This window comes from Bacillus manliponensis, from assembly GCF_000712595.1.
Lineage (GTDB): Bacteria > Bacillota > Bacilli > Bacillales > Bacillaceae_G > Bacillus_A > Bacillus_A manliponensis.
In genome coordinates this window covers 128,071-151,961 of sequence record NZ_JOTN01000002.1, presented here as the reverse complement: position 1 = coordinate 151,961, position 23,891 = coordinate 128,071, and the positions used below count along the sequence as shown (strand labels likewise).

General features: G+C 38.3%; 24 protein-coding genes and 1 other annotated feature. Of the genes, 23 read left to right on the top strand and 1 reads right to left on the bottom strand.

Translation table 11 applies throughout. The annotated features are described in order from the left end of the window. Positions 1-11: 11 nt before the first annotated feature. The 23 genes from sigE (at position 12) to pyrE (ending at position 23,211) form a co-directional block, all read left to right on the top strand. Positions 12-731 carry an RNA polymerase sporulation sigma factor SigE gene (sigE, locus tag BAMA_RS02630; protein WP_034635781.1) on the top strand — a complete coding sequence of 240 codons (720 nt, stop codon included), beginning with the start codon at positions 12-14 and terminating at the stop codon, positions 729-731. A gap of 637 nt (positions 732-1,368) precedes the next feature. After that, positions 1,369-2,148: an RNA polymerase sporulation sigma factor SigG gene (sigG, locus tag BAMA_RS02625; protein ID WP_034635780.1), complete on the top strand. Its 780-nt coding sequence runs from the start codon at positions 1,369-1,371 to the stop codon at positions 2,146-2,148. Between the two features lie 145 nt (positions 2,149-2,293). Then, entirely contained in the window at positions 2,294-2,572 is a 279-nt protein-coding gene (locus BAMA_RS02620; protein ID WP_034635779.1) for a YlmC/YmxH family sporulation protein, read from the top strand. A gap of 116 nt (positions 2,573-2,688) precedes the next feature. Beyond that, entirely contained in the window at positions 2,689-3,507 is an 819-nt protein-coding gene (gene pgeF, locus BAMA_RS02615; RefSeq protein WP_034635778.1) for a peptidoglycan editing factor PgeF, read from the top strand. Then, on the top strand, positions 3,504-4,178 hold the full coding sequence (locus tag BAMA_RS02610; RefSeq protein ID WP_034635777.1) for a YggS family pyridoxal phosphate-dependent enzyme: 675 nt from the start codon (positions 3,504-3,506) through the stop codon (positions 4,176-4,178). Before pgeF ends, BAMA_RS02610 begins: the two co-directional genes overlap by 4 nt. A 19-nt stretch (positions 4,179-4,197) precedes the next feature. After that, on the top strand, positions 4,198-4,650 hold the full coding sequence (locus BAMA_RS02605) for a cell division protein SepF (protein ID WP_034635776.1): 453 nt from the start codon (positions 4,198-4,200) through the stop codon (positions 4,648-4,650). Between the two features lie 6 nt (positions 4,651-4,656). After that, on the top strand, positions 4,657-4,926 hold the full coding sequence (locus BAMA_RS02600; RefSeq protein WP_034635775.1) for a YggT family protein: 270 nt from the start codon (positions 4,657-4,659) through the stop codon (positions 4,924-4,926). Between the two features lie 11 nt (positions 4,927-4,937). Then, the gene (locus BAMA_RS02595) at positions 4,938-5,711 is read left to right on the top strand and encodes a YlmH family RNA-binding protein (RefSeq protein ID WP_034635774.1); all 774 of its coding nucleotides are present in this window, start codon (positions 4,938-4,940) and stop codon (positions 5,709-5,711) included. Between the two features lie 90 nt (positions 5,712-5,801). Then, the gene (gene divIVA / locus BAMA_RS02590; protein ID WP_034635773.1) at positions 5,802-6,308 is read left to right on the top strand and encodes a septum site-determining protein DivIVA; all 507 of its coding nucleotides are present in this window, start codon (positions 5,802-5,804) and stop codon (positions 6,306-6,308) included. Positions 6,309-6,358: 50 nt separating this feature from the next. Continuing rightward, positions 6,359-6,579 (top strand) — a binding site (T-box leader). Positions 6,580-6,650: 71 nt separating this feature from the next. Continuing rightward, positions 6,651-9,416: an isoleucine--tRNA ligase gene (gene ileS, locus BAMA_RS02585; RefSeq protein WP_034635772.1), complete on the top strand. Its 2,766-nt coding sequence runs from the start codon at positions 6,651-6,653 to the stop codon at positions 9,414-9,416. 128 nt (positions 9,417-9,544) lie between these two features. After that, complete coding sequence (locus BAMA_RS02580; protein ID WP_034635771.1) at positions 9,545-9,877, top strand: TraR/DksA C4-type zinc finger protein; 333 nt, start codon at positions 9,545-9,547, stop codon at positions 9,875-9,877. A gap of 129 nt (positions 9,878-10,006) precedes the next feature. Next, positions 10,007-10,465: a signal peptidase II gene (gene lspA, locus BAMA_RS02575; protein WP_034636224.1), complete on the top strand. Its 459-nt coding sequence runs from the start codon at positions 10,007-10,009 to the stop codon at positions 10,463-10,465. Between the two features lie 4 nt (positions 10,466-10,469). Beyond that, the gene (locus BAMA_RS02570; protein ID WP_034635770.1) at positions 10,470-11,378 is read left to right on the top strand and encodes an RluA family pseudouridine synthase; all 909 of its coding nucleotides are present in this window, start codon (positions 10,470-10,472) and stop codon (positions 11,376-11,378) included. A gap of 203 nt (positions 11,379-11,581) precedes the next feature. Further along, on the top strand, positions 11,582-12,124 hold the full coding sequence (pyrR, locus tag BAMA_RS02565; protein ID WP_034635769.1) for a bifunctional pyr operon transcriptional regulator/uracil phosphoribosyltransferase PyrR: 543 nt from the start codon (positions 11,582-11,584) through the stop codon (positions 12,122-12,124). A gap of 147 nt (positions 12,125-12,271) precedes the next feature. Then, entirely contained in the window at positions 12,272-13,552 is a 1,281-nt protein-coding gene (locus tag BAMA_RS02560) for a solute carrier family 23 protein (RefSeq protein ID WP_034635768.1), read from the top strand. Between the two features lie 145 nt (positions 13,553-13,697). Beyond that, positions 13,698-14,612 carry an aspartate carbamoyltransferase catalytic subunit gene (locus BAMA_RS02555; protein WP_034635767.1) on the top strand — a complete coding sequence of 305 codons (915 nt, stop codon included), beginning with the start codon at positions 13,698-13,700 and terminating at the stop codon, positions 14,610-14,612. Beyond that, complete coding sequence (locus BAMA_RS02550) at positions 14,596-15,882, top strand: dihydroorotase (protein WP_034635766.1); 1,287 nt, start codon at positions 14,596-14,598, stop codon at positions 15,880-15,882. The genes BAMA_RS02555 and BAMA_RS02550 overlap by 17 nt, the downstream gene beginning before the upstream one ends. Next, a complete protein-coding gene (locus tag BAMA_RS02545) occupies positions 15,879-16,976 on the top strand; it encodes a carbamoyl phosphate synthase small subunit (RefSeq protein ID WP_034635765.1) in 1,098 nt (365 codons plus the stop codon). Before BAMA_RS02550 ends, BAMA_RS02545 begins: the two co-directional genes overlap by 4 nt. Continuing rightward, complete coding sequence (gene carB / locus BAMA_RS02540; protein ID WP_034635764.1) at positions 16,961-20,179, top strand: carbamoyl-phosphate synthase large subunit; 3,219 nt, start codon at positions 16,961-16,963, stop codon at positions 20,177-20,179. The genes BAMA_RS02545 and carB overlap by 16 nt, the downstream gene beginning before the upstream one ends. Next, positions 20,176-20,955 (top strand): dihydroorotate dehydrogenase electron transfer subunit, encoded by a 780-nt coding sequence (locus BAMA_RS02535; RefSeq protein ID WP_034635763.1) that lies wholly within the window; start codon positions 20,176-20,178, stop codon positions 20,953-20,955. Before carB ends, BAMA_RS02535 begins: the two co-directional genes overlap by 4 nt. Further along, complete coding sequence (locus BAMA_RS02530; RefSeq protein WP_034635762.1) at positions 20,952-21,881, top strand: dihydroorotate dehydrogenase; 930 nt, start codon at positions 20,952-20,954, stop codon at positions 21,879-21,881. Before BAMA_RS02535 ends, BAMA_RS02530 begins: the two co-directional genes overlap by 4 nt. Beyond that, positions 21,866-22,582 (top strand): orotidine-5'-phosphate decarboxylase, encoded by a 717-nt coding sequence (gene pyrF, locus BAMA_RS02525; protein ID WP_034635761.1) that lies wholly within the window; start codon positions 21,866-21,868, stop codon positions 22,580-22,582. Before BAMA_RS02530 ends, pyrF begins: the two co-directional genes overlap by 16 nt. After that, positions 22,579-23,211, top strand: a complete 633-nt coding sequence (gene pyrE / locus BAMA_RS02520) for an orotate phosphoribosyltransferase (protein ID WP_034635760.1) — start codon at positions 22,579-22,581, stop codon at positions 23,209-23,211. Before pyrF ends, pyrE begins: the two co-directional genes overlap by 4 nt. Positions 23,212-23,285: 74 nt before the next feature. Here the strand turns inward: pyrE and BAMA_RS02515 are convergent, their stop codons facing one another. Continuing rightward, positions 23,286-23,870 (bottom strand): LysE family transporter, encoded by a 585-nt coding sequence (locus BAMA_RS02515; RefSeq protein ID WP_034635759.1) that lies wholly within the window; start codon positions 23,868-23,870, stop codon positions 23,286-23,288. Positions 23,871-23,891: the final 21 nt, after the last annotated feature.

Sequence of the window (23,891 nt, the reverse complement as noted above, 5' to 3'; positions counted from 1 at the left end):
GGCGGGAATATATGTTTAAATTAAAATTTCGTTTAACCTACCTTTGGTATAAATTATTATTGAAATTAGGAATTAAGACCGATGAAATTTATTATATTGGTGGAAGTGAAGCGCTACCTCCGCCATTAACGAAAGAGGAAGAAGAAGTATTGCTTCATAAATTACCAAAGGGAGATCCAGCGGCTCGCTCATTACTTATTGAACGGAACTTACGTCTTGTTGTATATATTGCCCGGAAATTTGAGAATACGGGGATTAATATAGAAGATTTAATTAGTATTGGAACAATCGGCTTGATCAAAGCGGTGAATACGTTTAATCCAGAAAAGAAAATTAAACTTGCAACATATGCGTCTCGTTGCATTGAAAATGAGATTTTAATGCATTTAAGAAGAAATAATAAAAATCGTTCGGAAGTCTCATTTGATGAACCTTTAAATATAGATTGGGATGGAAATGAGTTATTGTTGTCAGATGTTTTAGGAACAGATGAAGATATTATTACGAAAGATTTAGAAGCAACGGTTGATCGCCATCTTCTTCTGAAAGCACTTTATCAGTTAAACGATAGGGAAAAGCAAATTATGGAGCTTCGCTTCGGATTAGATGGTAGTGAAGAAAAGACACAGAAAGATGTAGCAGATATGCTTGGTATTTCACAGTCTTATATTTCGCGATTAGAGAAAAGAATTATTAAAAGGCTTAGAAAAGAGTTTAATAAAATGGTTTAAAAATATAAGGGGAAAGATTGAAACCTGTCTTTTTTAGGTTAGAGAGAGCAATTGGCCGTGTGAAATAACGGTCAGTTACTATGACTGCCACATGCTATGTTAAAACAAAAGGAGAAAGTGAGTACGGTTTTATTATATATAAATACAAGTTGAAAAACTAACACACCCCCTTCCTTTTCGGTAGAAGAGTGGGTTCCCCCATGTGCAGTAGCGGTCAGTGCCTTTTCCTACCGCGCGCCGGGTTACAACAAATGGATGAAGTAAGTACATTTTCCATTCTTATATACGTGGCATCTACTTTGGTGTTAAACGGTCAAGTTGGATATATATTTATCCCACATTAACGGGCTGTAAGACTCCCACCTCAAAACTTGAGAGAAGCGAAGAAGTTTAGGTGGGAGATAAACAGCCCGTAAAAGTCCGATTGGTCGGGCTGACAATCAGTGGGGATGGAGAAAACCCCCACTGATTGAAGTTTCACTTTATACGAGGCAAGCATTTTGCTGTTTGATAAACCATCAGAATTTCTGATGGTTTTATTATTTTGGAAGAATAAATGAGGAAAGCTATATGCATAAAATTCCCTCTTAAGGAGATACTTTACACTGTACAGCAACTCCCGTTAGGAGGGAACACTTTGACGAGAAACAAAGTAGAAATTTGTGGTGTAGATACATCTAAACTTCCAGTACTGAAAAACGAAGAGATGCGTAAACTATTTCGAGAAATGCAAAGTGGCGAGATTAGCGCCAGAGAGAAATTAGTAAACGGAAATTTACGTCTTGTACTAAGCGTCATTCAAAGATTTAACAACAGAGGGGAGTTTGTTGATGATTTATTTCAGGTTGGCTGCATTGGACTTATGAAATCGATTGATAATTTTGATTTAAGCCAAAATGTTAAATTTTCAACGTATGCTGTACCGATGATTATCGGGGAAATTCGTAGATATTTACGCGATAACAATCCAATTCGTGTTTCTCGTTCTTTACGAGATATTGCGTATAAAGCATTACAAGTAAGGGAGAAATTGATTGCTGAAAATTCAAAAGAACCAACAGCAATGGAGATTGCTGAAGTACTTGAAGTGACGCATGAAGAAATCGTTTTTGCTCTTGACGCCATTCAAGATCCTGTTTCTCTCTTTGAACCGATTTATAATGATGGAGGGGATCCGATTTTTGTTATGGATCAGCTCAGTGATGACAAACAAAAGGACGAGCAGTGGGTAGAAGAGTTAGCGCTGAAAGAAGGAATGAAGCGACTAAATGAGAGAGAGAAAATGATTATTCGAAAACGTTTCTTCCAAGGAAAAACACAGATGGAAGTTGCAGAAGAAATTGGGATTTCGCAGGCACAAGTTTCCAGGCTTGAGAAGTCGGCTATTAAACAAATGAATAAAACGATTCAAGGATAAGGATTCATCATGATGATGAATCCTTTTTTTGTCCCGTAAGAGCCCAATTGGTTGGGCTGATTGAAACTTCCTTTTTATAGCCGTCAAAATATGTTCATAGGGGATGGAGCGTATTCATATAATGATGGTAAAGGAGAGGATGAAAATGATAAGAGTGTCAGAGCTTCAAATAAAGGATGTAGTGAATGTATCGGATGGGAAAAAACTTGGAAATGTTGGTGATATTGAGATTGATTTGAATACAGGAAGAATTAATGCAATCATTATTTTTCGGCAAAGTCGCATGCTTGGGTTGTTTGGAAAAGGAGAAGAGTTTGTTATTCCATGGCAGCAAATTGTGAAAATTGGAGAAGATGTTATTTTAGTAAAAGCGGATTATATTGACTCTGTTACAGAAGTGATACAAACAACGACAATTTCTTAAAGAATATTACAAATTCCTCTTTTTTTTATGTTGTCATTATGAAAAAATAGAAGTATGGTAAAATAGACAGGAAGTACCATAGTGTTTTCTGTTATTTCATGATAAGGAGCCGTTTTATGAGAGAACCATTTAGATATAAGAACGGTATATTACATTTGCAAGCATGGGAAGAACTCGGGGCAATTATTGCAGGTTTTACGACAAAAAAAGGTGGAGTGAGTAGAGATTCATTCCAAGGAATGAATCTCGGATTACATGTAAATGATGATGTGCAACATGTTCATGAAAATCGTCGTATTCTATCTCAAACTTTACAAATCCCGCTTGAGAATTGGATTTGTTCTGAGCAAGTTCATGACAAATATGTTGCAAAAGTGAGTAAACAAGAAAAGGGAAAAGGTGTTTTCTCGTATAAGGACGGAATTCCAAATACGGATGGCATTTATACTGGCGAACAAGACGTTCTCTTAACATCTTGTTATGCTGATTGTGTACCTTTATACTTTTATGCTCCATCTTATGGAATGGTTGGGCTCGCACATGCTGGATGGAAGGGAACAGTACTTGGCATTGCAAATGAAATGATTGAAAAATGGAACCATGAGGGCATACCAATTGAAGATATTCGCGTAGCGATAGGACCATCTATTGGATCATGTTGTTACGTTGTTGATGATCGGGTGCTTGAAGCAGCAAAGAAAGTCATTACAGAATCTGTTCCATATGAAACAATTTCTGATGGACAATATGCAATTGATTTAAAAGAAATCAATCGTTTATTATGTAGACAAACTGGTATAAAAGAAGAGAATCTCATTGTTTCGTCTCTTTGTACAAGCTGTGAGGAACAATTATTTTTCTCGCATAGGCGTGATCGTGGAACAACGGGAAGAATGTTGAGTTTCATAGGCTTTAAGGAGGAAGAAAAGAAATGACAGTGCAAGAGAATTTAGCACATGTAGAGAGAGAAATTGCAGCAGCTTGTAAACGAGCAAGTCGCTCGCGAGAAGAAATTAAGCTTGTTGCTGTAACAAAAACAGTTGGAATTGAAAAGACTGGTGAAGTAATGGAAGCGGGAATTCATCATCTTGGTGAAAACCGAAATGAAGGATTTTTACAAAAATATGATTATTTTACTTCAGGTGCAGCGTGGCATTTTATCGGTTCGTTGCAATCACGGAAGGTGAAAGAGATTATTAATAAAATTGATTACTTACACTCTCTTGATCGCCTTTCTCTTGCAAAAGAAATTCAAAAGAGAGCTGAAAAAACAATTTATTGTTTTGTGCAAGTTAAGACTTCTTTAGAAGAATCAAAACAAGGATTAGCAATTGAAGAAGTAATCGAGTTCATTCATCAGTTGGAGAAATTTGATAACATTAAAGTTGTTGGTCTTATGACGATGGCACCGTTTACTGGGGAGGAAGTAGAAATTCGCCGTTGTTTCCAAACATTAAAAAAACTGCAACAGCAAGTAGAGCAGTTACAGTTACCGCACGCACCGTGCACGGAATTATCAATGGGGATGTCAAATGATTATACGATTGCAATTGAAGAAGGGGCTACATGTATTCGTTTGGGGACGATTTTAGTAGGAAAAGCATAGAAGGAAGGAGAATATCATTATGAGTTGGTCAAAAGTAAAATACTTCTTTTTTGATACTCCAGAAGAGCGAGAAGCTTACGAAAAGGAGCAAGAAGAAATGAAAAAGCAGTATGACCCAGAGCAGGATATTCAGCTTGCGAAAACACAACCAAAACAAAATATTGTGAGCATTGAAACAGCAAAGCAAGCTTCAAAAGTTGTTTTGCTAGAGCCGCGTACATATTCAGAAGCACAAGGGATTGCAGATCATTTAAAAGGTCGCCGTGCTGTTGTGATTAACTTGCAGCGCATGTCTTCTGATCAAGCACTTCGTATTGTTGACTTTTTAAGCGGCACTGTATACGCTATAGGCGGAGATATCCAAAAGTTAGGTCCAAAAACATTCATATGTACGCCAGACAATGTAGATATTGTTGGCGCGATTTCTGAATTGTTTGGTGAAGATGAAGAAACAAACGTAAAGAGGTGGTAATACCTTATGGGAATATTATTAGCAGCAATTCTTTTGTTATTTAGGTTTTATTCTTACGCATTAATTATTTATATTCTTATGAGCTGGTTCCCAGGAGCGAGAGAGTCAGCGATTGGAGAATTTTTAGGGCGTATTTGTGAACCGTATTTAGAGCAATTTCGTAGATTTATTCCGCCGCTTGGAATGATTGACCTGTCACCAATTGTAGGGATCCTAACACTACAATTAGCTGGTATGGGTCTCTCGACTCTATTTGGGTTCTTTATGAACATGTAAGGAGCCATATTGTGAGCATCTATGAGCATTTTAGACAAGAAGAAGCGGTCTTTGTTGATAAAGTATTAGAGTGGAAAACCGCCGCTGAAGAATATCATCAGGTGAAACGAACTGAATTCTTAGACCCGAGGCAGCAGCACATTTTAGCTACTGTTATCGGTCAACATGGAGATGCTGCATTTCAGTTATATGGTGCAGCAGAGCATGCAGAACGAAAACGAGCACTGATACACCCAAACTATCTCGTGCTAGATGAAGAAGAGTTTCAAGTAGAAGTACTAGAAATCAACTATCCTTCTAAATTTCATACTTTAGACCATAGGCAAATATTAGGTGCATTTATGTCCATTGGATTACAAAGAGAAAAATGCGGTGATATTTGGCTTGGTGAAAATCGTGCCCAAATTGTAGTTGCGAAAGAAGTTGCTTCGTATATTGAAATGAATTTACAGTCGATTGGAAAAATGAAAGTGTCTCTTAGTGCAGTGCAAGGAGACAAGGCGCTTTCTGTGCAAGAGCAGTGGGATGAAAAGACAGGAACGGTCTCATCGCTGCGATTAGATGTATTAGTATCGGAAATCTTTCATATATCTCGTCAAAAAGCACAGCCTCTTATTAAAAATGGTCTTGTGAAAGTGAATTGGAAAATGACAGAGCAAGTTGCTTACGAATGTTTTCCAGGAGATGTATTTTCGATTAGAGGATATGGACGAGCTAAATTATTTGATGTTCAAGATAAAACAAAGCGCGATAAATGGAGAATTGTGTATGGACTTCTAAAATGATTTGTTTTTTAGAAGGAAATCCTTCCATTTTGTCGAAGAAAAGATATAATAAATTAAGGAAATTTCAGATTACTACTTGGAGGTGGCGTCGTGCCTTTAACACCATTGGATATTCATAACAAAGAGTTTGGTCGCGGTTTTCGTGGCTATGATGAGGATCAAGTAAACGAGTTTCTTGATCAAGTAATTAAAGACTACGAGCTTGTCATTCGTGAAAAGAAAGCATTAGAAGAACAAGTTGCACAGTTGGAAGGGAAATTAGATCATTTCTCGAACATTGAAGACACATTAAATAAATCAATTGTAGTTGCACAAGAAGCGGCAGAGGAAGTAAAACGTAACGCACAAAAGGAAGCGAAATTAATCGTTCGTGAGGCAGAGAAAAATGCAGATCGTATTATTAATGAAGCACTTGTAAAGTCAAGAAAAGTTGCGTTTGACATTGAAGAGTTGAAAAAGCAGGCGAAAGTATTCCGCACACGCTTCCGTATGTTACTGGAAGCACAGCTTGAAATGTTAAACAATGATGATTGGGACAAGCTAATTGAACTGGAAGAAGAAGTGGACGAGCTGTTAAAGAAAGAAGAAACAGTGTAAGCTTGACGTTTTTCTCATAATTACATATAATTTTAAACAACATATTTTTTAGAAAAACGAAGATAGGGAGCAGTACTTTTTTCGGCCCTTATATAGCGAACTGAGGATGGTGGAAGCTCAGGATAAGGAGAAGAAAGGAATATCACCCTTGAGTTCCACGCTGAACGATTGAAGTAAGCGCTGGCGTGTATTCGCGTTAAGAATGTAAAGAGGATTATATATACATATAGTCTACAAGGGTGGTACCGCGGGAAACCTTCTCGTCCCTTTTTCGGGATGAGAAGGTTTCTTTTTTTCGTTCATTTTAGAAAGAGTTTTTATATATTTAAGGAGGAATTAAGCATGGAATATAAAGATACATTACTAATGCCAAAGACAGAATTTCCGATGCGTGGAAATTTACCGAAACGTGAGCCTGCAATGCAAGAGAAATGGGCAGAAATGAATATTTATGAAAAAGTACAAGAGCATACGAAAGGTCGTCCGCTATTTGTGCTACATGATGGCCCTCCATATGCAAATGGAGATATTCATATGGGGCACGCGTTAAACAAAGTGTTAAAAGACTTTATCGTTCGTTACAAATCAATGAACGGTTTTTGTGCACCGTATGTACCAGGCTGGGATACACATGGTTTACCAATTGAGCAAGCTTTAACGAACAAAGGTGTAAAGCGTAAAGAAATGACCGTTGCTGAGTTCCGTAAACTTTGTGCAGAATACGCATATGAGCAAGTAGACCGTCAACGTGAACAATTTAAACGTTTAGGCGTACGTGCTGATTGGGATAATCCTTATATTACATTAGAGCCAAATTATGAAGCGCAGCAAATTAAAGTATTTGGTGATATGGCGAAAAAAGGTTACATTTATAAAGGGCTAAAACCAGTATACTGGTCTCCAACAAGTGAATCTGCGTTAGCAGAAGCAGAAATTGAATATAAAGATAAAAAATCAGCATCGATTTACGTAGCATTCCCTGTAAAAGACGGAAAAGATGTATTAGAAGGCGATGAGAAGTTCATTATTTGGACAACAACTCCTTGGACATTACCAGCAAACTTAGGTATTTCTGTTCATCCAGAACTTCAATATAGCGTTGTAAATGTAAATGGTGAAAAGTATATTATCGCTTCTGAACTGTTTGAAACAGTTGCTAAGACGTTAGAATGGGAAAATGCTGAAGTTGCTAAAACAATTAAAGGTAGTGAGTTAGAGTACGTAACAGCAAGCCATCCGTTCTATGAGCGTGATTCTTTAGTTATGTTAGGGGAGCATGTTACAACAGATGCAGGTACTGGTTGTGTACATACAGCGCCTGGTCATGGTGAAGATGACTTCATCGTTGGAAAGAACTATGGTTTAGATGTTCTTTGCCCAGTTGATGATAAAGGTGTATTAACAAGTGAAGCACCTGGATTTGAAGGTTTATTCTATGATAAAGCAAACAAGCCAATCACAGAAAAGTTAGAAGAAGTGGGAGCTTTATTGAAGTTAACATTTATTACTCACTCTTATCCACATGACTGGAGAACGAAGCAACCAATTATTTTCCGTGCAACAGCGCAATGGTTTGCATCAATTGAAGCATTCCGTCCAGAACTGTTAAAAGCAGTTGAAGAAACAAAATGGGTACCAGCATGGGGTGAAACACGTCTTCATAATATGGTTCGCGACCGCGGTGATTGGTGTATTTCTCGTCAACGTGCATGGGGTGTACCAATTCCTGTATTCTATGCAGAAAATGGCGATGCAATCATTACAGATGAAACAATTGACCATGTAGCAAACTTATTCCGTGAGCACGGTTCTAACATTTGGTTTGAGCGTGAAGCGAAAGACTTATTACCAGAAGGCTTTACACATCCAGGTAGTCCAAACGGTGAGTTCCGTAGAGAAATGGATATTATGGACGTATGGTTTGATTCTGGTTCTTCTCACCAAGCTGTATTAGAAGAACGTGAAGACTTACAACGCCCTGCTGATTTATACTTAGAAGGTTCTGACCAATATCGTGGTTGGTTTAACTCTTCTTTATCAACAGCTGTTGCTGTTACTGGAAAAGCGCCATATAAAGGTGTGTTAAGCCACGGCTTCGTACTTGATGGCGAAGGTCGTAAAATGAGTAAGTCTATCGGAAATATCGTTGTTCCGAAGAAAATCATGGATCAATTAGGCGCAGATATTTTACGTTTATGGGTTGCTTCTGTAGATTATCAATCAGATGTACGTATTTCTGATGATATTTTAAAACAAGTAGCAGAAGTATACCGTAAAATTCGTAACACATTCCGTTTCTTACTTGGAAACTTAGCTGATTTTGATCCAAGTAAAGATGCGGTAGCAATTGAAAACCTTCGTGAAGTAGATCGTTACATGCTAGTAAAACTGAACGATTTAATTACGAAAGTAAAAGAAGCATATGATACGTATGAATTTGCAGCTGTATATCATGCAATTCATAACTTCTGTACAATTGATTTAAGTGCGTTCTACTTAGACTTTGCAAAAGATGTATTATACATCGAAGGAGCAAACAATGCTGATCGCCGCGCAATTCAAACAGTACTATACGATGTTCTTGTTTCGTTAACAAAGCTTGTTGCACCAATTTTATCTCATACAGCCGATGAAGTATGGCCATACGTTCCAGGTGTAACAGGAGAGAGCGCACAGTTAACGGATATGCCGGAAGCTGTAACACTTGAAGGTGCAGATGAACTGAAAGTAAAATGGGATGCATTTATGACGCTTCGTGATGATGTGTTAAAAGCATTAGAAGAAGCGCGTAATGCAAAAGTGATTGGTAAGTCATTAAATGCAAGCATCACACTTTATCCAACAGTAGAAATGAAAGAGTTGTTACAATCTATTACAGAAGATGTGAAACAACTATTTATCGTTTCTGAATATCAGCTTGGTGGCACGATTGAAGAAGCGCCAGCAGATGCACCAAAATATGAGCATACAGCTGTTGTAGTAGCACAAGCAACTGGTGAAACATGTGAACGTTGCTGGGTTGTTACAGAAACAGTAGGCAGCGATGATGAGCATAAAACATTATGCGAACGTTGTGCAACAGTAGTAAAAGAAAATTATGTAAAATAATGAATAAAAAACCGGTTGCTTATAAAAGCAACCGGTTTTTTTCTTCCTTCGTAGGAAAAATGTGTGAGCTGTAATCACATGTTTTTCGGATAAACTAACGGTACACTTCAGCCAGGAGGAATGCATTCGTGAGCGATACGTATATGGAAATCAAACAAGAATTACAGTTAATGCGAGTGGAATTGCAAGAACGATTAGCAAAAGAAACCATATATGGACATGATGTGGAGTTTGGAGAAGAGCTGTTTAGTATGAAGAAGGAAGATGTTAGAAAAAAAATACTACTTCACGATATGAAGGAAGATTTGAAGGATGTGGAGCGCGCGCTTTTCAAAATGGAAGTAGGTATGTATGGTGTTTGTGAAGAAACAGGTACACTTCTTTCATTAAAACAATTAAAAATGATGCCAACTGCACGCACAGTTCACGAATTTTTATATAAAAAAACAAAAACATTTTAAACTACAACAACTTTATATTACCTTATTCCTATTTATTTTATTCTCTCAGCAATGCTTCATTGTGAAAAACTATGAGCTATGCTAAAATTTTGAGGTACACTGTCATTGCGGGGGAAATGAGAAATGAAAATGATATATTATTTAATAGCTTTATTTGTAATCGCAATTGATCAACTGTCAAAGTGGATTATTGTGAAAAATATGGAAATCGGTGAAAGTATTCCGATTATTGATCATGTACTTTACATAACATCTCACCGTAACCGAGGAGCGGCATGGGGGATTTTAGAAGGTAAAATGTGGTTCTTCTATATTATTACAGTGATTTTTGTTATTTTTATCATAGCTTATATGGAAAAGTATGCAAAGACAGATAAGCTTCTTGGTATTGCTCTTGGGCTTGTTTTAGGAGGAGCAATTGGTAACTTTATCGACCGCGTATTCCGACAAGAAGTGGTTGATTTTATCCACACCTATATTTTTTCGTACAATTTCCCGGTATTTAATATTGCGGATACGGCATTATGTGTAGGTGTCGGATTAATGATTATTCAAACGATATTAGAAGGTAAGAAAGTGAAGGAGTAAGTGAATGAGTGAAGTGGTACAAGTAACAGTTACAGAAGAACAAAAAGGTGAACGAATTGACAAGTTCGTATCGAATATAAACGATGAATGGTCTCGTTCACAAGTACAACAATGGATTAAAGATGGTGTTGTAACCGTAAATGGTAAAGACATTAAAGGGAATTATAAAGTAAGAGTGAATGATGAAATCACAGTAACAATTCCAGATCCAGAAGAACTTGATATTTTGCCAGAAGATATGAATTTAGAAGTGTATTATGAAGATGCGGATGTTCTTGTTGTTAATAAGCCGCGTGGTATGGTTGTTCATCCGGCACCAGGTCATACGACAGGAACGTTAGTGAACGGCCTTATGCATCATTGTACAGATTTATCAGGTATTAATGGCGTAATGCGTCCTGGTATTGTTCACCGTATTGATAAAGATACATCTGGTTTATTAATGGTTGCTAAAAATGATATGGCACATGAATCACTTGTAAATCAACTCGTAGAAAAAACAGTAACAAGACGTTATAAAGCGATTGTACATGGTGTAATTCCACACGATAAAGGGACGATTGAAGCGCCAATTGGACGCGATAAAAAAGATCGTCAAAGTATGACGATTGATGAGTTTGGGAAACACGCGGTAACACATTTCCAAGTGTTAGAACGTTTTAACAACTTTACTCTTGTAGAATGTCGTCTTGAAACGGGACGTACACATCAAATTCGTGTTCATATGAAATATATTGGTTATCCACTTGCTGGTGATCCAAAATATGGTCCAAAGAAAACGTTAGATATTGGTGGTCAAGCGTTACATGCAGGAATTTTAGGCTTTAACCACCCGCGTACAGGCGAGTATGTGGAATTTGAAGCTCCTATTCCGGCAATTTTTGAAGAAGTTTTACAAGATTTGAGAAAATAATATTGACAAAGCAATTAGAAGATGAGATACTAGCATCAGTTAAATAATGGTCCTTTAACACAGCCCCGTGAGGTTGAGAAGGTGACGGTTAGAAGTATATTAGGGTACGCGTATACCCTTTTGTCTAAGTCCTCTCGCACACATGGCGAGAGGATTTTTTTATGCCATCCTCTCACGAATAATATCGCCTGGAGGTGAAGAAAGTGAAAGAAAAAGCAGTTGTACTAGATGATCAAATGATTCGCCGTGCGCTAACACGCATTAGCCATGAAATTGTAGAGCGTAATAAAGGTGTTGAAAATTGTGTTTTAGTAGGAATTAAAACACGTGGAATCTTTATCGCACAGCGATTGGCAGAACGAATTAGTCAAATCGAAGGAAAAGAAATTGCAGTAGGAGAGTTAGACATTACATTATATCGTGATGATTTAACACTGCAATCGAAAAATAAAGAACCACTTGTAAAAGGTTCAGATATTCCGGTTGATATTACAAATAAGAAAGTGATCCTTGTGGATGACGTATTATATACAGGAAGGACAGTGCGAGCTGCAATGGATGCGGTCATGGATATTGGCAGACCATCACAAATTCAGCTAGCGGTTCTTGTAGATAGAGGTCACCGTGAACTACCAGTACGTGCGGATTATGTTGGGAAAAATATTCCGACATCAAGTGAAGAACGTATTGAAGTGACACTAACTGAAACGGATAAAAAAGATCGAGTAAGTATATACGAAAAGTAACGCCCTTTTAAATGTAGCCCCGTGAGGCTGCCAAAGGGTCTTGACTTCCGTATGTCAAATTTGGCGTACGAAAGTATAGGACTCTTTGTGCATAGGGCGCAAAGAGTTTTTTTTATTGCTAAATTTGAACGGTATAGGAGGATGACCATGGAACAAAAACCGGTACTAGACATTCATGAAATACCAAAGCCAGGGAAATGGTTGTTTTTAAGCATACAACATCTGTTCGCGATGTTTGGAGCAACAGTGCTTGTTCCGTTTTTAACAGGGCTAAGCCCAGCGGTTGCATTAATATCAAGTGGACTTGGAACGTTAGCGTTTCTACTTGTAACGAAAGGGCAAGTGCCAGCCTACTTAGGATCATCGTTCGCTTTTATCGCACCAATTATTACAGCAAAAACAGTTGGTGGACCAGGAGCAGCGATGATTGGTGGAATATTAGCAGGTCTTGTGTACTTATTAGTCGCATTTGGAATCAAAAAGTCAGGATCGAACTGGATTATGAAATTACTACCACCTATTGTAGTTGGTCCAGTTGTCATGGTTATCGGATTAGCACTTGCTCATACAGCGGTAGGAATGGCAATGAACGATGCGAAGGGAGAATATAGTTTAACTCATTTTTCAGTCGCACTTGTAACGCTCTTTATAACAATCTTATGCTCAATCTTTGGTAGAGGATTTTTCAGTATCATTCCAGTGTTGGTTGGAATTATCGGAGGTTATATATTCGCCTGCTTCCAAGGGTTAGTAGATTTTAAGCCAGTAATGGAAGCGAAATGGTTTGAAGTACCGGAGTTTGTTATACCGTTCGTGTCCTACACGCCAGAAATTTCATGGGAAATTGTGCTCTTAATGGTTCCGGTTGCATTAGTAACAATCTCAGAACATATCGGGCATCAAATCGTACTTGGCAATGTAATCGAGAAAGATTTAATTCAAAAACCAGGTTTACATCGCTCCATTATGGGTGACGGAATTGCAACGCTGATTGCCTCAATGCTTGGTGGGCCACCGAATACAACGTACGGTGAGAATATAGGTGTTCTAGCAATTACAAGAGCATATAGCATTTACCTATTTATCGGTTCAGCACTTCTTGCAATTATGTTTGGCTTCGTTGGAAAAATAGGAGCACTCATTCACTCCATTCCAACGCCAGTAATGGGTGGTGTATCTATCTTACTATTCGGTGTAATCGCATCAAGCGGACTTCGCATGATGGTTGATGATAAAACAGATTTAGGGGATAAACGAAATTTGATCATCGCTTCAGTAATTCTTGTTATCGGAATCGGTGGTGCAGTTCTACATGTTGGTGAATTGTTCAAAGTAGAGGGAATGGCACTAGCAGCAATTGTTGGTGTACTGCTAAACTTAGTTTTACCTGAAATGAAAGAAACGCAATCAAAGAAAATGGCTTCATAAAACAGCTTTTAATTCAGTCCTGTGAGACAGAAAAGGGTGTGTGCTTTGTCGTACCCTAGTCTCACATGGCTAGGGTATTTTTATAAAATATTGCGTATAAAAATGCATAAGTGATATGATAAAACGAGAAAGGTGATGGATGACGATGAATCATTTGTTAACGATGAGTGAATTATCAGAACTAGAAATTTCAGAAATCCTGAAAGATGCAGAAGACTTTGCAAATGGGAAAGGAAGCGAGTTGACAGAACAAACTTTTGTGGCGAACTTGTTTTTTGAAAATAGTACGAGAACAAGGTTTAGTTTTGAAGTAGCTGAAAAAAAGCTTGGATTAGAAGTTCTTAACTTTTCTGCAGAGTCATCTAGCGTACAAAAAGGAGAAACATTATACGATACGATAAGAACTCTGGAATCAATTGGAACGAAAGCGGTTGTCATCCGCCACGAGCAAGATCGCTACTTTGATGAATTAAAAGAAAAAGTAAATATCCCAATTTTAAATGCGGGAGATGGATGTGGAAATCACCCAACGCAATGCTTACTAGATTTATTAACAATTAAGCAAGAGTTTGGTGGATTTGAAGGATTAAAGGTTGCGATAGTTGGAGATATCAGACATAGCCGCGTAGCAAGATCAAATGCAGAAGCATTAACGAAGTTAGGCGCTACAGTGTACTTTTCAAGTCCAGAAGAATGGAAAGATGAAGCGAATACATTTGGCATCTATAAAGAGCTAGATGAACTCGTTACAGAAGTAGATGTACTTATGTTACTTCGTGTACAGCATGAACGTCATCAACAGTACGAAACAACCATTATGAAGGCGTACCATGAAAAGCATGGATTAACGGTACAGCGTGAGGCACGGATGAAGCAAGGAAGTATTATTATGCATCCAGCTCCATTTAACCGTGATGTAGAAATTGCAAGTGAACTTGTTGAATGCGAACGCTCCCGTATCTTTAAACAGATGGAAAATGGGGTTTATATAAGAATGGCGGTATTAAAACGCGCATTACCAAATGTATTAGGAGGAATGAAACATGAATTATTTGTTTAAAAATGGTCGTTATATGAATGAAGAAGGAAATATTGTTACAACAGATCTTCTTATACAAGATGGTAAAATCGCTAAAATCGCAGAAAACATTACTGCTGAACATATTGAAATAATTGATGTTCAAGGAAAACTTATTACACCAGGGTTAATCGATGTTCACGTACATCTTCGCGAGCCCGGTGGTGAGCATAAAGAAACAATTGAAACAGGAACACTTGCAGCAGCAAAAGGCGGATTTACAACAATTTGTGCAATGCCAAATACACGCCCTGTTCCAGATAGTAAAGAACATATGGAAGATTTACAGAAGCGCATTCAAGAAAAAGCGCATGTCAATGTACTGCCGTATGGCGCGATTACAGTGCGTCAAGCAGGTGCGGAAATGACAGAATTTGAAGTATTGAAAGAACTAGGAGCATTTGCATTCACAGATGATGGAGTAGGCGTACAAGATGCAAGTATGATGCTTGCATCAATGAAGCGCGCTGCACAATTAAATATGCCAATCGTTGCCCACTGTGAAGAAAATACATTAATTAATAAAGGATGCGTGCACGAAGGGAAATTCTCGGGTAAACATGGTTTAAATGGAATTCCTTCTGTATGTGAATCTGTACATATAGCGCGTGATATTTTATTAGCTGAAGCAGCTGGTTGCCATTATCACGTTTGCCACGTAAGTACGAAAGAATCTGTTCGTGTCATTCGCGATGCAAAACGAGCAGGTATTCATGTAACAGCGGAAGTAACACCTCATCATCTTGTACTTTGTGAAGATGATATTCCGTCAGTGGATCCGAACTTCAAAATGAATCCTCCACTTCGCGGAAAGGAAGATCAGGAAGCATTAATTGTAGGGCTTTTAGATGGCACAATTGACATGATTGCAACAGATCATGCACCACATACTGCTGAAGAAAAAGCGCAAGGAATTGAAAGAGCACCATTTGGAATTACTGGTTTTGAAACAGCATTTCCGCTTCTTTACACAAACCTTGTGAAAAAAGAAATCATTACATTAGAGCAGCTTATTGGATGGTTAACTGAAAAACCTGCAAATACATTTGGTTTAGAAGCTGGCCGCTTAGAAGAAGGAAGAGTAGCAGATATTACAATCATTGATTTAGAGCAAGAGGAAACAATTGATCCAGAAACATTCTTATCAAAAGGGAAAAATACGCCGTTTACTGGCTGGAAGTGTCAAGGCTGGCCGGTTATGACATTAGTTAGCGGTAAGATCGCATGGCAAAAGGAGAGTGCATTAGTATGAAAAGACAACTTATCTTAGAAGATGGAACAGTATTAATTGGAAAAGGCTTCGGCGGTGAAATTGAAAGATCTGGTGAAGTCGTATTTACAACAGGGATGACAGGATATCAAGAAACATTATCTGATCCATCATATTGCGGTCAAATCGTAACATTCACATACCCGTTAATTGGTAACTACGGCATTAACCGTGATGATTTTGAATCGATTCAGCCTTCTGTACATGGCTTAATTGTAAATGAAATTTGTGATCATCCATCTAACTTCCGTAATGAAATTACGTTAGATGAGTACTTAAAAGAAAAAAACATTCCAGGCCTTGCAGGTATTGATACAAGAAAGTTAACCCGTAAAATTCGTCAATACGGAACATTACGCGGGCGTCTTTGTAACATGGATGCAGATGTTGATTACGTAGTAAGTCAATTAAAAGCGACTGTATTTACAGATCATGTGAAACGTGTATCAACAAAAGACCCATATCCAAGCCCAGGCCGTGGCTACCGCGTTGTGCTTGTTGACTTCGGTATGAAACATGGTATTTTACGCGAACTAAATAAGCGTGACTGTGATGTAATTGTTGTACCGTACAATACAAGTGCAAAAGAAATTTTACGCTTAAATCCAGATGGAATTATGCTAAGTAACGGACCTGGAGATCCAAAAGATGTACCAGAAGCAATTGAAATGATTAAAGATATTTTAGGGAAAGTCCCAGTGTTTGGAATTTGCCTTGGGCATCAATTATTTGCCTTAGCATCTGGTGCTAATACAGAGAGATTGAAATTTGGTCACCGCGGTTTAAATCATCCTGTAAAACATCTTGAATCAGGAAAAGTTGCGATTACTTCGCAAAACCATGGGTATGCAGTAGAAGGAGCATCTATTGCAAATACAGATCTTGAAATTACACATGTTGCATTAAACGACGGAACAGTAGAAGGTCTTCGCCACACGAAGTTCCCAGCATTTACAGTACAGTACCATCCAGAAGCATCAGCAGGACCAGAAGATGCAAATGAATTATTTGAAGACTTTTTAACAATGATTGAAAACTTTAAGAAAGAAGGGGAAGAGTTATGCCAAAACGCCTAGACATTAACACAATTTTAGTAATCGGATCAGGACCTATTGTAATCGGGCAAGCAGCGGAGTTTGACTACTCTGGAACGCAAGCTTGTCAATCTTTAAAAGAGGAAGGTTACAAAGTAATCCTTGTAAACTCAAACCCAGCAACAATTATGACAGATACTGCAACAGCAGATAAAGTATATATTGAACCGTTAACATTAGAGTTTGTAAGTCGCATCATTCGTAAAGAACGTCCAGATGCAATTTTACCAACACTTGGAGGACAAACGGGCTTAAACATGGCTGTTGAGCTTGCGAAGTCTGGCATTTTAGAAGAGTGTGGAGTCGAAATTTTAGGAACGAAATTATCGGCAATTGAACAAGCGGAAGATCGTGATTTATTCCGTACGTTAATGCGAGATTTAAATGAGCCAGTTCCATCAAGTGAGATTATTCATACGTTAGAAGAAGCATATGCATTTGTAAACGAAATTGGTTATCCAGTAATCGTTCGCCCAGCATTCACACTGGGTGGAACAGGCGGCGGCATTTGCCATGATGAAAAAGAATTAATTGAAATTGTAACAAGTGGATTAAAACATAGCCCTGTAACACAGTGTTTATTAGAAAAAAGTATCGCTGGATGTAAAGAAATTGAATATGAAGTAATGCGTGATGCAAATGACAACGCAATCGTTGTATGTAACATGGAAAATATCGATCCTGTTGGCGTGCATACAGGAGACTCTATCGTTGTTGCACCGAGCCAAACATTAAGTGATCGTGAATATCAAATGCTTCGTAATACATCATTAAAAATTATTCGCGCCCTAGGAATTGAAGGTGGATGTAACGTTCAGCTTGCACTAGATCCGCATAGCTTCCAGTACTATGTAATCGAAGTAAACCCACGTGTAAGTCGTTCATCTGCGTTAGCATCAAAAGCAACGGGTTACCCAATTGCAAAATTAGCAGCGAAAATTGCGGTTGGTTTAACACTTGATGAAATTGTAAACCCAGTTACACAAAAAACATACGCATGTTTTGAGCCAGCGTTAGACTATGTTGTTTCAAAAATTCCACGTTGGCCATTTGATAAGTTTGAATCAGCGAACCGTACGCTTGGCACACAGATGAAGGCGACTGGAGAAGTTATGTCAATCGGTCGTAATTTGGAAGAATCTTTATTAAAAGCTGTTCGCTCTTTAGAGCTTGGCATTTATCACTTAGAGATTGAAGAATTAAAAGAACTTGATAAAGAAACGATGAAAAAACGTATTATGAAGCCAGATGATGAGCGTTTATTCATTGTAGCAGAAGCGATTCGCCAAGGTGTAACGAAAGAAGAAATTAATGAATGGTGTGAAATGGACTTCTTCTTCTTACACAAGATTGAAAACATCGTGAACATGGAACGTAAAGTGAAAGAACATGTAAGTAACATGGAAGTATTACAAGAGGCGAAAGAAATGGGCTTTAGTGATCATTATATCGCAGCTGCTTGGAATAAAACAGAGCGTGAAGTATACGAGATGCGTAAAGAACAAGGTATGACACCAGTATTCAAAATGGTAGATACGTGTGCAGCAGAATTTGAATCAGCGACGCCATATTACTACAGCACATATGGTGACGAAAATGAATCGATTGTAACAGAGCGAAAGAGTGTTGTTGTTCTTGGCTCAGGTCCAATCCGAATCGGTCAGGGTGTAGAGTTTGACTACGCAACAGTTCACTCTGTATGGGCGATTAAAGAAGCAGGCTATGAAGCGATTATCATTAATAACAACCCGGAAACAGTATCAACAGACTTCAGTATTTCTGATAAGTTATACTTTGAACCGTTAACAATTGAAGATGTTATGCATATCATCGATTTAGAAAAGCCAGAAGGTGTAATTGTACAGTTTGGTGGTCAAACAGCAATTAACTTAGCTAGTAAATTAGAAGAGCACGGTGTGAAAATTCTAGGTACATCACTTGAAGACTTAGACCGTGCGGAAGATCGTGATAAGTTCGAAGCAGCATTAACAGCGCTAGAAATTCCACAACCAGTTGGAAAAACAGCAACGACAGTAGAAGAAGCAGTTGCGATTGCTGAAGAAATTGGATACCCGGTACTTGTAAGACCTTCTTACGTACTTGGTGGACGTGCGATGGAAATTGTCTATCGTCAAGAGGAGCTATTACACTATATGAAAAATGCGGTGAAAGTTCATGCGGATCACCCTGTATTAATCGACCGTTACATGGTAGGTAAAGAAATTGAAGTAGATGCGATTTCTGATGGAAAAGATGTGTATATTCCAGGTATTATGGAACACATTGAGCGTGCAGGTGTTCACTCCGGTGATTCAATTGGTGTATATCCACCGCAAAGTTTATCACAAAAAATTAAAGGTCAAATTATTGAAAACACAATTAAACTAGCAAAAGGTTTAAATATTATCGGTTTACTAAACATCCAGTTCGTTGTGTTCAAAGACGAAGTGTATGTATTGGAAGTAAATCCACGTGCAAGCCGTACAGTACCATTCTTAAGTAAAATTACGGGTGTACCAATGGCAAACATTGCAACGAAAGTAATTTTAGGTACATCTCTACAAGAGCAAGGATATGAAACTGGTTACCACCGAGAGAATAAAGAAGTGTACGTGAAAGCACCGGTATTCTCCTTTGCAAAATTACGCTCTGTTGATACGACACTTGGACCTGAAATGAAATCAACAGGAGAGGTAATGGGGAAAGACTTAACGCTTGAAAAAGCACTATATAAAGGGCTTGTTGCAGCGGGAATTAATATTCCAACGCACGGATCTGTCATCATTACTGTTGCAGATAAAGATAAAGAAGAAGTGCTTCATATCGCGAAGAGATTCCACGAAATTGGTTATAACTTATTAGCAACGGCAGGAACAGCACAAGCGTTAACAGATGAAGGTGTTCCGGTTCAAGTTGTAAACAAAATTGGTTCTGAAGATTACAATTTACTTGATATTATTCGTCAAGGAAAAGCACAGTTTGTTATCAATACGTTAACAAAAGGAAAACAACCAGCACGTGATGGATTCCGCATTCGCCGTGAGTCTGTTGAAAATGGTGTCGCGTGCCTAACATCACTTGATACAACAAGAGCAATTTTAAGAGTGTTAGAGTCTATGACATTCTCAGCTCATCAAATGAGAGAAATCGCGCCAGCAAAACGTCACGAGGTGGTACATGCATGATAAAAAAGCAAAATATGATCGTCGTTAACCAAAAAGAAATTGCGAAAAACATTTATGAATTAGTACTTCAAGGTGATCTTGTTACAGAAATGAACGAACCTGGGCAATTTGTACACATTAAAGTAGGAGAAGGCAATGTGCCTCTCCTACGCCGCCCAATTAGTATTTGCAACGTTGATCAAGAGAAGCAGCAGTTCACAATGTTATATCGCGCAGAAGGACAGGGAACGAAAGCTCTTTCGAAAAAGAAGCAAGGAGAACTTGCTGATGTGTTAGGGCCACTTGGGAATGGATTCCCAGTAGAAGCGTCAAAGCCTGGTGAAACAGTACTTTTAGTAGGGGGCGGTATTGGTGTACCTCCGCTTTATGAACTGTCGCAGCGTCTTGTTGCGAAAGGAGTTCGTGTCATTCACATTTTAGGATTCCAATCAAAAGACTTTGTATTTTATGAAGAGAAATTCGCAGAGCTTGGCGATACGTATGTAGCGACAGTAGATGGTACGCATGGCACAAAAGGATTTGTTACAGATGTAATTGATGCATATGGAATTCAGTTTGATGTGCTGTATTCATGTGGACCAATCCCGATGTTACGAGCTTTAGAGAGTCGTTACAAAGAGAGAAAAGCATACATTTCGTTAGAAGAACGTATGGGATGCGGCATTGGAGCATGCTTTGCATGTGTGTGTCACCTTGCAGCAGATCCAGATGGACATTCTTATAAAAAGGTGTGTAGTGACGGTCCAGTATTTCCAATTGGGGAGGTTGTGTTATGAGCAGATTGCAAGTTGAATTACCAGGATTAAAGCTGAAAAACCCAATCATCCCGGCGTCTGGTTGTTTCGGATTTGGACGTGAGTTTGCAAATCTATACGATTTAAGTGTACTTGGATCCATTATGATCAAAGCAACGACAGAGCAGCCACGCTTTGGAAATCCAACGCCGCGCGTTGCAGAAACACCAGCAGGAATGTTAAATGCAATTGGCTTACAAAATCCAGGCCTTCAAAAAGTGGTGAACGAAGAGTTACCATGGCTTGAACAGTTTGACTTGCCAATCATTGCAAACGTTGCTGGTTCACAAGCTGAAGATTATGTAGCAGTTGCAAAGGAAATTTCAAAAGCTCCAAATGTTCATGCACTAGAGCTTAATATCTCATGTCCGAATGTAAAAACAGGCGGTATCGCTTTTGGTACAGTACCAGAAATTGCAGCAGATTTAACAAAACGTGTAAAAGAAGTATCTGAAGTTCCGGTATACGTAAAGTTATCACCAAATGTTGCAAACATTGTTGAAATTGCAAAAGCAATTGAAAACGCTGGTGCAGATGGATTAACGATGATCAATACATTGCTTGGCATGCGTTTAGATTTAAAAACAGGAAAACCGATTTTAGCGAACCGTACAGGTGGACTGTCAGGACCTGCTATTAAGCCAGTTGCAATTCGTATGGTACACGAAGTGAGTCAAGCTGTTAACATTCCAATTATCGGTATGGGCGGCGTTGAAACAGCAGAAGATGTCATTGAATTTTTCTACGCTGGTGCAAGTGCAGTTGCGGTTGGAACAGCCAACTTTGTAGACCCATTTGTATGTCCGACAATTATTGAAGAGTTACCAAGATTGCTAGATGAACTAGGAATCGATCATATTTCGGAATGTCAAGGAAGGAGCTGGAAAGAGTTATGTCACAATCGCTAATCGTTGCATTAGATTTTCCAAGTAAAGCAGAGGTAGAACAGTTTTTATGTCACTTTGAAGGAGAAAAGTTGTTTGTCAAAGTAGGTATGGAACTGTTTTATAAAGAGGGACCTGCAATCATTACGTATTTGAAGGAAAATGGACATGAAATCTTTCTAGATTTAAAGCTTCATGATATTCCAAACACGGTAAAAAGCGCGATGCGTAGCTTAGCAAGTTTAGATGTTGATATGATTAACGTTCATGCTGCAGGGGGAAGTAGCATGATGAAAGCTGCGCTTGAGGGATTAGAGGAAGGTAAGAAAGAAGGAAAAAAGAGACCAATTTGTATTGCAGTAACGCAGTTAACGAGTACATCGGAAGAAATGATGAGAGAAGAGATTGCAATTGAGAAGACGTTAGAGGAAACGGTTGCTCATTATGCGAAGTTGGCACAAGAGAGCGGTTTAGATGGTGTCGTATGTTCAACACTTGAAGTACCAAACTTACGTGAAGTATGTGGAGCGAATTTCGTAACAGTAACACCGGGGATTCGTCTTGCAAGCGATGATGTGAATGACCAAGTGCGAGTAGCAACGCCAGAGCGTGCGCGTAAACTTGGTTCTAGTTACATCGTAGTTGGGCGTAGTATTACGAAAGCGAAAAATCCGCTTGAAGCATACAAAATGGTAAAAGAACAATGGGAGGGTGTAACAATATGAAAAAAGAAATCGCATCACATTTATTAGACATCGGAGCAGTATTTTTACAACCAAACGATCCATTTACATGGTCTTCTGGCATCAAATCACCAATCTATTGCGATAACCGTTTAACGTTATCGTACCCAGAAGTACGTCAAGCGATTGCAGCAGGACTAGAACAATTAATTAAAGAAAATTTCTCAGATGTAGACGTAATTGCAGGGACAGCAACAGCAGGTATTGCTCATGCTGCTTGGGTAAGCGATCGAATGAATTTACCAATGTGTTATGTACGCAGTAAAGCGAAAGGACACGGTAAAGGGAATCAAATTGAAGGTAAGGCAGAAAAAGGACAAAAAGTTGTAGTTGTAGAAGACTTAATTTCTACAGGTGGAAGTGCAATTACATGTGTAGAAGCACTGCGCGAAGCTGGTTGTGAAGTGTTAGGTATTGTATCAATCTTTACATACGAGCTAGAGGCAGGAAAAGAAAAATTAGCAGCAGCAAACATTGCATCATATTCTTTAAGCGACTATAGCTCACTAACTGGAGTTGCAGCAGAAAAAGGTATGATCGGACAAGCTGAAACGAAGAAATTACAAGAATGGCGTAAAAACCCAGCTGATGAGGCTTGGATCACAGCGTAATATATGTAAAAACGACCACGGGGGGAAACGTGGTCGTTTTTTATGTGAGAAACAAATGTAAGAGTGTTTTGTATTTACTGTACAAGAATGGAAATAGCGCTGAATACTAATAAAACAGCCATGGCGACATTAAATTGCTTCCTATATTGTAATAAAAACTTTTGAAACATCGCTCCAAAGAGGCTCCAACTAAATGTACTCATTAAACCAACTATTCCTAAAAATAAAGAGAAAAGAAGATAACTAGAATATGAATTGTAATAGGGGATAATAAAAGTTGCTACGACGGTAAGTCCAAAAAGAATTCCTTTTGGATTTATAAATTGTAATAAGATACCGATGAAGAAAAGGTTTTGATTTCTATCCGCACTTTCTTTCGTACTTCCATAGCTAGTGAGGATTTTAAAAGCTAAATATAACATATAACCTACACCTAAAAGCGTTAAAGGAGTTTCAATGAGTGGCAACGCGCTAGTGAGAATAATATTAAAAATACTACATAATAACGTAATGACAAAAAATCCAAAACTAACTCCTAAACAAAATTTAAATGTTGCTTTTAAACCGTGTTTATTCGCAAATGTCATTGCCATAATATTATTGGGACCTGGCGTAAAACTACTAATAACAACAAACAACAAAAAAGAAAATAAAGGCATTGTTCGTCCTCCCTTTTACGA